The sequence below is a fragment of the Candidatus Pelagibacter sp. HIMB123 genome (assembly GCF_052048195.1).
In the GTDB taxonomy this organism is placed as follows: domain Bacteria; phylum Pseudomonadota; class Alphaproteobacteria; order Pelagibacterales; family Pelagibacteraceae; genus Pelagibacter.
In genome coordinates this window covers 1-14675 of the sequence record NZ_JBNAIL010000022.1, presented here as the reverse complement: position 1 = coordinate 14675, position 14675 = coordinate 1, and the positions used below count along the sequence as shown (strand labels likewise).

Genomic DNA, 14675 nt, shown 5'->3' with positions numbered 1-14675 from the left:
TACACATATTTTAATATATTTCTTTGATATGAAGTCATTTATTCAATTTGCAGATACTCTAAGTACATCAATGGGAAAAGCTTTTTCTTGGTGCATCGTAGTTTTGATGGGAGGGACTGTTTACGAAGTAATAATGGCTTATGTATTTAATGCACCTACACTTTGGAACTTTGATTTTAGTATGCAGATGTATGGAGCAATTTTAATGATGTCAGGCGCTTATTGTTTGGCAACAGAGTCACACGTCAGAGGAGACGTAATTTACAGATTATTTAGTCAAAAAACTCAGGCTTGGATTGATTTAGTATTATATTTTCTTTTCTTTTTCCCTGGTGTTATTGCATTAGCTTTTTATGGTTATGAATATGCTGCTTTAGCATGGAAAATTAAAGAGACTAGTTGGAGTAGTCCAGCGCAAATTCAAATTTATATGGTAAAGACAATGATTCCTGCCGCAGGAGTTTTATTAATCATTCAAGGTATTAGTGAAGTATTTAGATCTATAATTTGCATTCAAACAGGACAATGGCCAGCAAGAATGGTTGTTGCCGAAGAAACAGAACAAGTTTTAATGAGAACAGCTCAAGAAGAGGACGACAAAAATGTTATTTAGTTTAACAAATCCAGAAATTGCAATTTTGATGATGGGTATGTTCTTGTTTGCAGTTCTTTTAGGTTTCCCAATTGCTTTTACTTTAATGGCTATGGGAATTGGTTTTGGATATTTTGCTTATTACGATGCAACAATGATGGAGCATATTTTTGACAATCGTATATTCCAATTGTTTGTTCAAAATACTTATACAGTGATGGACAATAACGTTCTTACAGCTGTCCCCTTATTTTTATTTATGGGTTACCTTGTTGAAAGAGCAGGTATTGTAGCTAAATTATTTTTTGCAATTAGATTAGCCGCACATAGGCTTCCAGCTTCAATGGCGGTAGCTGCATTAATCACTTGTACATTATTTTCGACTGCAACAGGAATTATTGGTGCAGTTGTAACTTTAATGGGATTGTTAGCTTGGCCTGCAATGGTTAAGGCAGGATATGATAAAAAATTTGCATCAGGAATAATTTGTGCTGGTGGATGTTTAGGAATTTTAATTCCACCGAGTATTATGCTAATTGTTTATTCTGTAATAGCTCAACTATCACCCTTAAGACTTTTTGCAGCAGCAATATTTCCAGGTTTACTTTTAGCGGGTCTTTATATTGTATATGCAGTATTTAGAGCATGGTTAAATCCATCGATTGCCCCTAGGCCTCCAAAAGAGGATATCCCACCAACTGGTGAAATTTTAAAAGAAGTTTTAGTTTCTTTCGTTCCACTTTTTGGTTTAATCATGCTTGTTTTGGGAACTATTTTGGCAGGTATTGCAACTCCAGCGGAAGCAGCTGCGGCAGGTGCTTTTGGAGCAATTCTTTTATCTTGGTTTTATAAGACACTTAAATGGCAAAACTTTAAAGAGTCTGTATTTTTAACAGCTAAGACAACTGCAATGATCATGTGGTTGTTTATTGGTTCATGGACTTTCTCATCAGTATTTTCTTACTTAGGTGGACACGAAGTATTTGAACACTTCTTTACTTCTATAAATATTACTACCTGGCAGTTTTTAATTATCACTCAAATAATTATTTTTCTTCTAGGGTGGCCTTTAGAATGGACTGAAATTTTGATTATTTTTGTTCCTATATTCTTGCCATTATTAGAGGTATTTGGCGTTAATCCATATTTCTTTGCGATGTTGATTGCTTTAAATTTGCAAACTTCTTTCTTAACCCCACCAATGGCAATGTCGGCATATTATTTAAAAGGAGTCCAAAAATCTAATGTAGAACTTTTAGATATCTTTAGAGGGATTATGCCTTTCTTAGCAATTGTAATTTTTGCAATGTTTTTAATGTATATGTTTCCTGGTATTGCTCTTTGGTTGCCAGAAACTTTATTTGCTCAATAAAAAATGACAGATGTATTTTCATTAAAAGTTGAAGAACTTGTTGAAAAAATTAAAGACGCTCAAATTTCTTCAGTAGAATTGTGCCAAATATATATTGATAGAATAAATAAATTTGAAAAAGATATAAAAGCATGGGCACACTTTGATAAAAAACTTTTACTAGAAAAAGCAGCTGAAGCCGATGAACATCGTAGATTAGGAAAACCTCTTGGACCACTTCATGGAATTCCCGTGGCAGTTAAAGATATAGTTGGAACACTTGATATGCCAACAGAATGTGGAACTGTAATTCGAAAAGGAAAATCATATTCACAAAATGCTGAAATAATTGAATTGTTAATTTCTGCTGGAGCGATTGTGATGGGAAAAACAGCAACAGCAGAACTAGCTTATTTAGGACCTGCAAAAACAACTAATCCACATGATTATTCTAGAACACCTGGTGGTTCATCAAGTGGATCTGCTGCTTCGGTAGCTTCATTTATGGCACCATTATCTGTAGGTTCACAAACTGGTGGATCAATAATTAGACCAGCATCTTATTGTGGTGTAGTTGGATATAAACCAACTTACGGATTAATTTCTAGAAATGGCGTTCTTAAAACTTCAGAAAAATTAGATCATGTTGGTGTTTTTGGAAGATCAGTAGAAGACGTTGCACTCCTTGCAAAGACACTTATTAAAAAGGATAAATTCGATACTGCATCAGTTCATTATTCAGCTGAAAATATGTTAAATGAAACTAAGAAAGGTCCCTTATTTGAACCTAAGTTTATTTTTTACAAAACAGATTACTGGAAATTGGTTGAAAAAAAATCTAGAGAATCTTTTGAATATTTTATTAAATCATTTAAAAAAAATATTGAAGTTTTTGATACCCCATCATATTTCAAAGATATCCATAAATATCATCAAATTATTTATGACACAGATCTTGCAAATAATTTTTCACTCTATTTTAAAAAATATAAAAAAAAATTATCTAAAATTATGCAAGATGCAATAATTAGAGGTAATAAACATTCAGCAAAGGATTATGCAGAAGCTGTTGATTTTATGAAAAGAAGTTACGAGTCTTATGAAGAAGTTTTTGAGGATTATCATGGTGTATTATCACCATCAAGTCCAGGTGTTGCTCCAAAAAGCTTGAAGAGTACAGGCTCTGCAGAGTTTAATAAAGTATGGTCCTATTTAGGAACTCCAAGCATTTCTCTTCCACTTTTACAAGGAGAGGATAAAATGCCATTAGGTGTACAATTAGTTGGTGCAAAATATGATGATCATAGATTTTTAGGTGTTGCTAATTGGCTAGAAAAGGAATGTAATAATTAAATGCAAAAGTTTACAGTATTTTTAGGAACATTACTTGCAACTGCATTTCTAGTTGGCTTAGCTACCACTTTAACAAGATCAACTATGATTGGTTTCCTAGATGTCTTGCCAGTTTATATATTGATGGCAATTGCAATTTTTATGATGGTGTACGAAGCCTTTTTTGACAAAAAATAATTTTAATTAATCTCTAATTTACTACCTCAGATTGTAATACCAGTAGCTTGAGCTATTTTTGTTATAGACTTAAACTTTTATTTGTAATTAACTTGCGAAAGTTAATTAACTTATATGAGGAGAGACTAATGATTAAAGAAAAAAAATCATTGAAGGTTTCTAAATCACCTTCAAGACGTAAGTTCTTTAAAACTGCAGCTGCAACTGGTGTTGCTGCTGTTGCTTTATCTGCTCCAGCTGTTGCCAAAGAAAGAGTTGAAGCTTCTATGGTAGCTACTTGGCCTAGAGATTTTCCAGGCCTAGGAACTGGTGCACAAAGACTTGCTCAAAGATTAAGCGATATGAGTGACGGTAGAATTCAAGTTACTTATTATGCTGCTAACGAAAGGGTAAAAGCATTTGACTCATTTGACGAAGTTGCATCAGGTAACTCGCAAATGTATCACGGTGCTGATTACTACTGGGTTAAAAAACACCCTGCTTTTGGTTATTTTACTGCGGTTCCATTTGGTTTCACATATGCTGAAATGAATGCGTGGTTAAAATTTGCTGGTGGACAAGAACTTTGGGACGAATTAACAGATGATTTCGGAACACAAAGTTTTGCAGCTGGTAATACTGGAGTGCAAATGGGTGGTTGGTTTAATAAGAAAATTAGATCAGCGAATGACTTTAAAGGTTTAAAAATGCGTATGCCAGGATTAGGTGGACAAGTACTTGGAAAACTAGGTGGTTCTCCAATTTCACTACCTGGTGGACAAATTTATGAAAACCTTGTGTCAGGTGCAATTGATGCAACAGAATGGGTAGGACCTTGGAATGATGAAGCTATGAAGTTCCAGGAAGCTGCTAAGTATTATTACTATCCAGGAATGCATGAACCAGGATCTACACTAGCTTGTGGAGTAAACAAATCTTGGTTTACTAGTTTGTCAAAATCAGATCAGTTAATTATTAAAACTGCTTGTGATTGGGCTGACACAACTACAATGGCTGAATACAATGCTAAAAACGGAGCTGCACTTGCTCGTTTAGTTAATGAAAGTGGAGTTAAACTTGAGAAGTTTAATGACAAAGTTTACGATGCTTTCGCTAAAGGTGCTGCAGAAGTTTTTGATGAAGTTCAGCAACATAGTGCTCTTGCTGCGAAAGTACATGCTGCTTTTGTTAAAGGTCGTAAGGAAATTGGTGCATGGACTAACTTGTCTGACTCACCATATATTTCTCAAAGAAATAGAGCATTAGGAGTATAATTTAATTCTAATTAACACTAGAGGGCCCTTAAACGGGCCCTCTTTTTATATATCATTAAAAGTTTTTTAATATGATAGCGAGAAAAAACTTATCTATTTTAATAAGAATATTTAGTTATTCTATCTTGGCTTTAACATTAGTTTTTTTAATTAATAATGTTTTAACAGTTTGGTTTGATTGGCCAGGAGTTAAAAAACTTTTTTCACATTATCAATTTTTTGGATTTAAAAAATTAAATAAACCATTAGAAGGATTGGCCATTAATCTTTCTTATCTTCAATTAATATTTTATTTTATCTCACTTGTTGCTGTTATTTTTTTTGTTTTTAAGTCTTTAAAACAATCATTGCAAAAAGACTCTGAGATTTTGACCAATATAACAGCCTACATTGTAAGATCTTCTTTTTGGGCAGTTTTGATTGTTGGTGTGGCAGACCTTTTAATTTCATTTATGGTCGTTGAAAAATTGGTAGAACCTATTTTTGGTGAACAGCTTAAGATTAATTTAGTAATACCTGCTTTTAGGATTACATATATACATTTTCCATTAATATTAATTTCGTTCGTAATTGGTTATTTCACCAGATCAGTAGGTTTTATTTGGTTAGCAGTCTTGGTAGTTGGGAGTGAATTTTTAATTGTAATATCTAGATTTATTTTTCAATACGAACAAGCATTCCAAGGTGACTTGGTTCGTTTTTGGTATGCAGCTCTTTATCTTTTTGCAAGTGCATATGCATTGATCCATGAAGGTCATGTAAGAGTTGATGTTCTTTACACTGGTTTTAGTGAACGCAAAAAGGCATGGACTAATGCAATTGGTTCTTTAATTCTAGGAATTCCTCTATGTTTGATAGTTATTTTTTTAGGCATGGGCGGTAAAGCTAGTATCATTAATGGTCCAGTAATTTCGTTTGAAATTACTCAACAAGGTTCAAATGGATTGTATTTACTTTATTTGATGGCGGTTTATTTAGCAGTATTTGCTGTAAGTATGTTAACTCAATTTACTAGCTACTTTATGAGTAGCAGTCATAAACTTTTGAAGAATTAAATAATGGAACATTTATTTTTAGCTTTACTAGTAATTATAATGATCGGAGCTTTAGCTTCAGGCTTTCCAGTAGCTTTTGCTTTACCTGGATCAGCAATAATTTCGATAGGGCTAGCTGCTTTTTTTGGTTATTTATTCGCAGGAGATAGTAGTGCTTATTTTGCTGTTGATGGACCTAAAGAATGGTTAACTGCTGGAATAACAAACTTTAGGAGTAATTACTGGGATGTAGAAACCGATACTTTAATTGCTATTCCTTTATTTATCTTTATGGGGATCATGTTGCAAAAATCAAAAATTGCAGAAGATCTTTTAGTTACCATGGGACAGTTGTTTGGGCCAATCCCTGGAGGCCTAGGAATATCAGTTATTTTTGTTGGAGCTTTACTTGCGGCTACCACAGGTATAGTTGGCGCAACAGTAATAGCAATGGGATTAATTTCATTACCCACAATGCTTAATAATAAATATGACAAGAGTCTTGCTAGTGGAATTGTTTGTTCTTCCGGAACTCTTGGACAAATTATACCTCCTTCAATTGTATTAATCATTATAGCTGATCAATTAGCTAGTGCAGCAGACGTTGCAAACACTATGCGTCAGACTGATTACAAAATTTTAACTGGTGAATTTAATATGCCCGGAGAATTCAGAGTGGGCTCTACTTCTGCAGGAGACATGTTTCTTGGAGCGTTATTACCTGGATTAGTATTAGTTGGTTTGTATATGCTTTATGTGTTTGTATATGCAAGATTAAATCCTAAGGCTGCTCCTCCTGTTCCATTTAGAGGAAATTTCGATACTAAATTTTGGATTAAGGTTTTAATGGTAATTATTCCGCCTCTTGCATTAATTTTTGCAGTTTTAGGATCTATACTTTTGGGTATTGCTACTGTTAATCAAGCTGGATCTATTGGAGCAATAGGTGCAACTATGATGGCTGGTTACCGTTTACACAAAGGAAAAAAAGATGCTTATTATCCAATTATAATTGCAATCTTATCTGTCATACCAATTTACATTTTATCTAAGAATTACAATTTAAATATTAAGGCTGTAGAAACTAGGGATCTTGCAGCAATTTTTATAGCAGGGTTTTTCACTATCACTTTTCTTGTTGGAATAATCTGGAGTTTTTGGAGAGCATACAAAATTGATAATGTTTTAAGAGAAGTCGTTACAGAAACTTGTGTAACTACTTCAATGGTGTTTATAATTTTATTAGGTGCTGCAATGTTAACTTCTGGATTTAGAGCATTTGGAGGTGAAGAGTTAGTTAGAGATTTTCTTCAAGACTTACCAGGAGGATTTTGGACTCAGTTTATTGTTGTAATGGCAGTGATATTTTTATTAGGTTTCTTTCTTGATTTTATTGAAATAGCTGTTGTTGTTGTTCCTATTATTGCTCCAATATTACTTGCTGAACCAGGAGCAAATGTTAGCGCAATCTGGCTTGGTGTAATGATTGGTGTAAATTTACAAACATCATTCCTAACACCTCCATTTGGTTTTGCATTATTTTATTTAAAAGGTGTGGCTTCAAAACTTGTTACTACTTTAAATATTTGGAAGGGAGTTGTTCCATTTATTGTTTTACAATTAATAGGTCTTGGAATTGTTGGTTTCTATCCATCATTAGTAAATTATTTACCAGCAAGGACGTATTTAACATCAAACGTTGCACCACCACCAATGAATCCAAAACTTCAATATTGTTTACAAGAGTATAAATTCGCAATTTATAACAATGAAGAAGAAAGAATTACTAATGCAATAAAAGATATACAAAAATTGACACCTGAAAATCTTCCAATAGATAAATTAGATATTTTTGAAGAGCATTTTGATAATGCTTTAGGGACATTTGCTATTGTTAAAAAACTTCAAAAAACTGAGGAAGAATACGAATTATTTTCTAAAGATTATAGGGATTTACATTTCAATGTAAGAAAAATTCAGAAAAAAATTAGAAAAATAGATGAGAAAATAAAAAAAACAAAAGCTGAAATAAGAAATTTAAACGATGATAATTTAGCAGATAAAAATAAATTAGAATTAAGAATTGAGAATTATGAACTAGAAATTAATGAACTTCAAAATAAAATTCCTGAAACTTGGAAGACAAAAAATGGCGAGTTTGAAATTTTGCACAAAGCAAAAAACACAAGAACTAAAAGATATAGAAAAAACGTTGATGAAGCTTATGAAACTTTAAATCAAATAGTAATGTTTATAAATGATAATGATAAATTAAAAGAACTTTCGCCAGAAATAAAAGAATTAAAATATAATATTGATAATAAAAATTATGAGAACGCAATATCAGTAATTGATAATCTTTTTGAAAAACTAGCAGAAATTTCTGGAACTGAAGAATTCGCAAATAAACTAGACGACCTAATATCTGTTATAGATAATGATGAGGTAGATGAGCAAAAATTGTCTGAAGTAAGTTCAGAGACTTTTGATCTTTTCAATTTAGAAGTTTCATGGAGAGATGATGCTAATAAGAATTTGATGCCTGAATTAATAAAATATAATGATGTTATCAAACATAATATTGGTCTTAGACTTCAAAACAGATTAACTAAAGAACAAGCTAAATTTGTTGCTAGGTGTAACTCAGTTCATAGAGATATATCTTTAAACTTTTAATTAATGGAAAATTATATTTTACCAAAAAAACAGGCTATTATTGTTTTTTTTGTATTTGCATTTGGTTATTTTTTATCATGTTTGTTACGTGCAATTACTGCAACACTTTCACCAGTATTAACCTCAGAATTTAATTTATTAGCAGCTGATTTAGGATTATTAGCTGGAGGTTATTTTTTAGGTTTTGCTTGTATGCAAATACCCCTTGGATATTTGTTAGATAAATATGGACCAAAAAAAATTGTCTCTTCTTTTTTATTAATTGCATTAGTTGGAACAGGATCATTTGCTTTAGCTGAAAGTTTTTCTGGATTATTAGTTTCGCGAATTCTAATCGGTGTAGGTGTTAGTGCTTGTTTAATGGCTCCATTAACTGGTTACAGAATATGGTATGCAGAAAATCAACAACAAAGAGCAAACTCATGGATGCTAATGATTGCATCATTAGGTTTTTTGTCATCCACATTGCCTGTACAACTTTTATTACCTAGTTTTGGATGGAGATGGATATTTGGTGGTATCGCTATCTTAATTTTAATTAGTATTTTTTTAATGTTAGTTTTTATTCCAAAATGGAATTTAACTAAAAATAAAGAGTCAGAAGAGCCAAGTAATACTGGAACCTTATCAGAAGTTTGGAAAAATAGATTTTTTATAAGTGTAATTCCAATGGGCTTATTTAATTATGGGGGCTTAATGGCTATACAAACTTTATGGGCAGGCCCATGGATGACTAGAGTTGCTGGTTATACACCACTTCAAAGTGCTACAGGATTGTTTTGGATCAATGTAACTATGTTGGTATCTTTTTTCTTGTGGGGTTATTTTTTACCAAAAATTTCAGGTATAGGTTTTACTGCAAAAAGAATACTTAAATTAGGTTTGCCAATTAGTTTTTTTGTAATGTTTGTGATTATATTGTTAGGCCCAAAAGCGGGAGCATTCTACATAACTTTATTTATTTTAAGTTCAATTTTTTTATCAGTTACACAGCCAGCTGTGGGACTATCTTTTTCAGGTTATTCTGCTGGCAAAGCACTAACTTCATTCAATTTATTAATATTTGCAGGAACATTCATAATGCAATGGTTAATGGGCTTAGTCATAGATATTGTTAAAGGTATGGGGCATACAGAAATATTTGCGTTTAAATCTGCTTTTTCTGTTTTCTTAATCTTAAGTATTATTTCTTATATATTTTTTTTAATATTAAATAGAAAAAAATATGAAAACAAAACGTAGGAATTTTTTTTTGGAATTATTTTTTGGTATTATTGCAATTTATTTAATTATATTAGTTTTCTTATTCTTTTTTCAAAGAAATTTAATGTATCATCCTGATGAGAATAATTATTCTGGAGATAATTTAGAAGTTAACATTGAAAAAGTTACTATTAAAACAACAGATAATATTAATCTTTTAGGCTGGTTTCATAATAAAAATTTAAAAAGTTATAAAACAATAGTTTATTTTCATGGAAATGCAGGGACACTTGAAAACAGAATCCATAAATTAAATCATTTTAAAGATATGGACGTTAATTTTTTAATTATTGCGTGGAGAGGGTTTAGTGGAAATAAAGGAAAACCAAGTGAGAAGGGTCTTTATATTGATGGTGCTAGTGCAATAAATTGGCTTAAAGAAAAAGGTCTAAATGAAGAAGATATAATTATTTATGGGGAGTCATTAGGAACTGGAATTGCTACTGAAATTACTCAGAATAAAAATTTTGCAGGATTAATCTTAGAAACGCCCTTCACATCAATGATAGAGGCTGCGAAAAATTTTTATCCATATATTCCAGTAGGTTTAATTTTAAAGGATAAGTATGAAAATAATGAAAAAATTAAAAATATTAATATCCCAGTTTTAGTAATGCATGGTGAGGCTGACCAAATAGTTCCATTTTGGATGGGTAAAAAAATTTTTAATTTAGCAAGTGAACCCAAATATTCATATTTTACAAAATATGACGATCATATGATGGAATATGATGATAAACTTGTATTAGCTCTTAAATCATTTGTTGATAGTTTAAATTAAGCCACAATCTAAACAAATATAACTCAAATTTTTTTTTTAAGTTACATTATGAAAAATCTTATCATATTTTTTATTATCTTCTTTTCTTTAAGTAATTTATCAAATGCTAAAGAAAATTTAGCATCAGTAGATAGCCTTTTTCATATTGATCAAATGAATTCACATGATGAAAATTTTGCATTATATTTTAAAACCCGCGAAAAAGCCGTCTTGGCTCGAGGAGAAAATTCAAATTATATTAATGATTTTCCAAAAGATCTTTATATTTATAACTATAATACAAAAGAGTCTTTGCCATTAATCTCTTATGAATGGTTTCCCAAAACTGCAAAATATTTTTTGCAAGAGTATGATTTCCCAGTTTTCCCAGATGATTTTGCATATTATCTTTTAAAAGATAATAAAACTCTGGTGATGATTAGTGCTGTAAAAAGTTTAAAAGCCAATTTTAAATTTGATATTGTTAAAAAAAAGTTAGAGCTTTATCCCGTAAACGGAAAATTTGATTTTATTATTTCTTCGATAGCTAAAAATTGTGGACATTATGAATTTAAAGAAAATTATAAGTGTAGTTTTTATAAACCTTTAATTTCTAGTACCTTAATTAATTAATTTGAGTAAATGCTTCTGCGAATTTTTTGGCATCAAAAATTTGCAAATCATCTTCTTTTTCACCTAATCCAAGGGCAATAATTGGTAGTTTATATTTTTTAGCAACTGCTAAAAGGATACCTCCTTTTGCTGTACCATCTAACTTTGTCATAATAAGACCAGTTATTGGAATAATTTTATTAAATTCTTCAACTTGATTAATTACATTTTGACCTGAAGTTGCATCCAAAACCAAAATAACATCATGTGGAGCATCAGGATCAATTTTTTTAGTAACGTTTGCAATTTTTTTATATTCTTCCATCAAATTTTTTTTATTTTGCAATCTCCCAGCTGTATCGATTAAAACTTGATTGAAATCATTGTTTAATGCCTCTTCAATAGCCTTGTAGGCAACTGATGCAGGATCAGAGCCTTGAGATGATTTTGTAATTTGAACATCAACTTTGTTCGCCCAATTTTCTAGTTGTTCTATAGCTGCCGCTCTAAAAGTATCTGATGCGGCAAGCATTACTTTGTTTCCATTACCTTTTAATATTTTACTTATTTTTCCAATAGTAGTTGTTTTTCCAACACCATTAACACCTGAAATTAATGTTGCATTTAATTTTTCTTTTTTTTTAAAGAATTCAATATTTTCTAAAGGTTTCATTATTGAAATAATATAATTTTTTAAAATATTATTTATTTCTTCGGTTAAATCTTTATTTGGATCAATTTTTGTTTGAGAAATTATTTCTCTTATTTCTGAGGCCGAAACAATACCAACATCTGATTGAATTAAGTAATCTTCAATTTTGTCTAATGTTTTGTCATCAATCTCTTTTTTTACAACTATATCTCTTAAACCCGTCGTAAAAGCTGAGGCGCTTTTTTTAAAACCTGATTTAAATTTTTCAAAAATTCCCATTAAATTTTAAAATTTATCTCCTCAATATCTGAAACTGGTCCTTTCATATGAATACTATTGTTTTCATCAATTGAAATTGTCAATCTACCTGTAGAAAATTCGATATCAACTTTATCATTTATCAATCCGTTTTGTTTTGCGGCAAAAGCTGTTGCGCAAGCTGCAGTTCCACAAGCTTTGGTAAGTCCAGCTCCTCTTTCCCACACTCTAACTTTTATCAATTCTTTGTTAACAACAGTTGCTAAAGTAAAATTACATTTTTCTGGAAATAGAGAGTGGGTTTCAATTTTTGGTCCAATTTTTTCTATTTCAAAATTTTCGTTATTATCGACAAAAAAAATTACATGTGGGTTACCAACATTTACAGCTGTTCCACCAGAAAATTCTTTATTATTTTTATCATTAATTTTAATTCCTAAATTATTAGTGTTTAATTCTTTGGATAATGGAATCTCATTCCATTTAGTTTTTGCAACACCTATTTCCGTAGAGACTATTTTGTCTCCAACAATATTTGATTTTAATTTGCCAGATAAAGTTGTTAGGACAATTTCTTTTTTGTTATTTTCTTTGCCTAATAAATCAGCAATACATCGTGTACCATTTCCACACGCCCCAGACATTCCTCCATCTGAATTATAAAATTCTAATGAAGCATCTGAAATATCATTTTTTTTAATCAAGATTAGTTGGTCACAACCAATAAATTTTCTGTCACAAATTTTTATTATTTGCTCTTTCGTCAAATTTGTTACTGTTTGCCTATTATCTATGATGACAAAATCATTACCTAAACCGTCCATTTTAAAAGCTTTAATATCCATATATAGATATTTAACTTATTTATTGACTTTTTGAACCTCTATTATAGGTTGTTGCCGTTTCCGCAAAAACATTAACTTTGCGGTGTCTTTGGAAACAAAGAGATCGACACTAGTCAGCGAGGGTTCGCCCACTAGTGCGTTACTGCTATGCGTAATAAATATGTTTGAAAATTTAACAAATAAATTTGAAGAAATTTTTTCTTCTCTAAAAAAGTCACCTTCACTTGATGAGGCTCAAGTAGATGAAGGCTTAAGAGGCATTAGACAAGCTTTGCTCGAAGCAGATGTTTCTTTAGATGTTGCAAAAGATTTTATCGAAAAAGTTAAACCAAAAGCATTAGGCCAAGAGATTATAAGGTCTACCTCACCAGGGGATATGGTTGTTAAAATTGTTTATGATGAGCTTGTAGACTTATTAGGTTCTACAAATAATGAAGTAAACTTAAACGCAGTACCTCCTGTGCCAATGATGTTAGTTGGACTACAAGGTTCAGGTAAAACGACCACAACAGCAAAATTAGCAAAATTTTTAGAAAATAATAAAAAGAAAAAAGTAATGATGGTCAGTTTAGATATTTATAGACCGGCTGCACAAGAACAACTTAGATCTTTAGGAGAACAAAATAATATTTTAACTTTACCTATTATAGAAGGCCAGCAACCTGCTGATATTTGCAGAAGAGCAATAAGTGCTGCTAATTTAAATGGAGCTGAAATAATTTTATTTGATACTGCTGGTAGAACTCAAATCGACTTACAAATGATGAGTGAGATTAAGCAAATTGAAGCTGTGATTAATCCAACAGAAACCTTCTTAGTTGCAGACTCTCTAACAGGTCAAGTTGCAGCCTCAGTGGCAAAAGAATTTAAGAATACAGTTAATTTATCTGGAATTATTTTGACTAGGGCTGATGGTGATGCAAGGGGTGGAGCTGCAGTGAGTATGAAATACGTTTCCAACGTTCCAATCAAATTTTTAGGGATAGGTGAAAAAATAGATAATCTTGAAGTATTCCATCCAGATAGAATTGCAAACAGAATACTTGGCATGGGAGATATCGTATCTCTAGTAGAAAAAGCTGCACAAGATTTAGGAGAAGAAAATCTTAAAAAAGCAGAGGAAAATTTAAAAAAAGGTCAATTCTCAATGGAGGATTATTTATCTCAATTAAGACAAATGAAAAAAATGGGAGGCATTGAGGGAATTATGTCTTTTATGCCAGGAGTTTCAAAAATTAAATCTCAAATGGATTCAGCGGGTATTGATGAAAGTATAATTACAAAAAATGAAGCTATTATTTTATCAATGACAAAAAAAGAAAGAGAGAACCCAAAAATAATTGATGGTTCTAGAAAAAAAAGAATTGCTAATGGCTCTGGCACAGATCCGGCCACTATCAATAAATTGCTTAAGCAATTTAAAATGATGTCTGAAATGATGAAAAAGATGTCAAAAGGAAATCTGAAAGGTATTTCTGACAAAGGTATACCGCCAGAGCTATTTAACCAATTAAAGTAAAAAGGAGAAGAAATGTTAAAACTAAGATTATCAAGAGGTGGAACAAAAAAACGTCCTGTTTATAAGGTTGTCGTTGCAGACAGTCGTTTTGCAAGAGACGGAAGATTTATAGAGAAGGTTGGTTTTTTTAATCCTCTATTACCAAAAGAAAAAAAGGAAAGAGTAGGCCTTGAAGCTGAAAGAATAAAATATTGGTTGGGTCAAGGTGCTAAACCAACAACGAGAGTAGCAAGAATTTTAGGAGAGAATGAATTAATTCCTATGCCGGCTAATGGAAATAATCCAAACAAAGCGGTACCAAAAAAAGAAAGAAATAAAAAAGAAGAGGAT

General features: G+C 31.3%; 14 protein-coding genes. 12 read left to right on the top strand and 2 right to left on the bottom strand.

Annotated elements, in window-relative coordinates; translation table 11 throughout:
* Window positions 1-28 precede the first annotated feature (28 nt).
* From ACTTBL_RS05570 to ACTTBL_RS05525, 10 genes are all read left to right on the top strand, one after another.
* The gene (locus ACTTBL_RS05570) at window positions 29-613 is read left to right on the top strand and encodes a TRAP transporter small permease subunit (protein ID WP_440633105.1); all 585 of its coding nucleotides are present in this window, start codon (window positions 29-31) and stop codon (window positions 611-613) included.
* Complete coding sequence (locus ACTTBL_RS05565; protein ID WP_440643980.1) at window positions 603-1964, top strand: TRAP transporter large permease; 1362 nt, start codon at window positions 603-605, stop codon at window positions 1962-1964. Before ACTTBL_RS05570 ends, ACTTBL_RS05565 begins: the two co-directional genes overlap by 11 nt.
* 3 nt (window positions 1965-1967) lie before the next feature.
* Window positions 1968-3296 (top strand): amidase, encoded by a 1329-nt coding sequence (locus ACTTBL_RS05560; protein ID WP_440643979.1) that lies wholly within the window; start codon window positions 1968-1970, stop codon window positions 3294-3296.
* A complete protein-coding gene (locus ACTTBL_RS05555) occupies window positions 3297-3473 on the top strand; it encodes a hypothetical protein (protein ID WP_168189255.1) in 177 nt (58 codons plus the stop codon). It begins immediately after the preceding gene.
* 128 nt (window positions 3474-3601) lie between these two features.
* Window positions 3602-4726 (top strand): TRAP transporter substrate-binding protein, encoded by a 1125-nt coding sequence (locus tag ACTTBL_RS05550; RefSeq protein WP_440643978.1) that lies wholly within the window; start codon window positions 3602-3604, stop codon window positions 4724-4726.
* Between the two features lie 71 nt (window positions 4727-4797).
* A complete protein-coding gene (locus ACTTBL_RS05545; RefSeq protein ID WP_440643977.1) occupies window positions 4798-5781 on the top strand; it encodes a TRAP transporter small permease subunit in 984 nt (327 codons plus the stop codon).
* Between the two features lie 3 nt (window positions 5782-5784).
* A complete protein-coding gene (locus ACTTBL_RS05540; RefSeq protein WP_440643976.1) occupies window positions 5785-8436 on the top strand; it encodes a TRAP transporter large permease subunit in 2652 nt (883 codons plus the stop codon).
* Between the two features lie 3 nt (window positions 8437-8439).
* Complete coding sequence (locus tag ACTTBL_RS05535; protein WP_440643975.1) at window positions 8440-9678, top strand: MFS transporter; 1239 nt, start codon at window positions 8440-8442, stop codon at window positions 9676-9678.
* Window positions 9662-10480: an alpha/beta hydrolase gene (locus ACTTBL_RS05530; RefSeq protein WP_440643974.1), complete on the top strand. Its 819-nt coding sequence runs from the start codon at window positions 9662-9664 to the stop codon at window positions 10478-10480. The genes ACTTBL_RS05535 and ACTTBL_RS05530 overlap by 17 nt, the downstream gene beginning before the upstream one ends.
* Before the next feature lie 48 nt (window positions 10481-10528).
* Complete coding sequence (locus tag ACTTBL_RS05525; RefSeq protein WP_440643973.1) at window positions 10529-11092, top strand: hypothetical protein; 564 nt, start codon at window positions 10529-10531, stop codon at window positions 11090-11092.
* Here ACTTBL_RS05525 and ftsY read toward each other — a convergent pair.
* On the bottom strand, window positions 11085-12002 hold the full coding sequence (ftsY, locus tag ACTTBL_RS05520) for a signal recognition particle-docking protein FtsY (protein WP_440643972.1): 918 nt from the start codon (window positions 12000-12002) through the stop codon (window positions 11085-11087). The two genes, ACTTBL_RS05525 and ftsY, sit on opposite strands and share 8 nt — an antisense overlap.
* A complete protein-coding gene (gene dapF / locus ACTTBL_RS05515) occupies window positions 12002-12826 on the bottom strand; it encodes a diaminopimelate epimerase (RefSeq protein WP_440643971.1) in 825 nt (274 codons plus the stop codon). Before dapF ends, ftsY begins: the two co-directional genes overlap by 1 nt.
* Before the next feature lie 160 nt (window positions 12827-12986).
* Here dapF and ffh point away from each other — a divergent pair, with 160 nt between their 5' ends.
* Both ffh and rpsP read left to right on the top strand, forming a co-directional pair.
* Window positions 12987-14345 carry a signal recognition particle protein gene (ffh, locus tag ACTTBL_RS05510; RefSeq protein ID WP_440643970.1) on the top strand — a complete coding sequence of 453 codons (1359 nt, stop codon included), beginning with the start codon at window positions 12987-12989 and terminating at the stop codon, window positions 14343-14345.
* Between the two features lie 12 nt (window positions 14346-14357).
* Window positions 14358-14675, top strand: a 318-nt coding sequence (rpsP, locus tag ACTTBL_RS05505; RefSeq protein WP_440643969.1) for a 30S ribosomal protein S16, incomplete at its 3' end; no start/stop codon positions are given.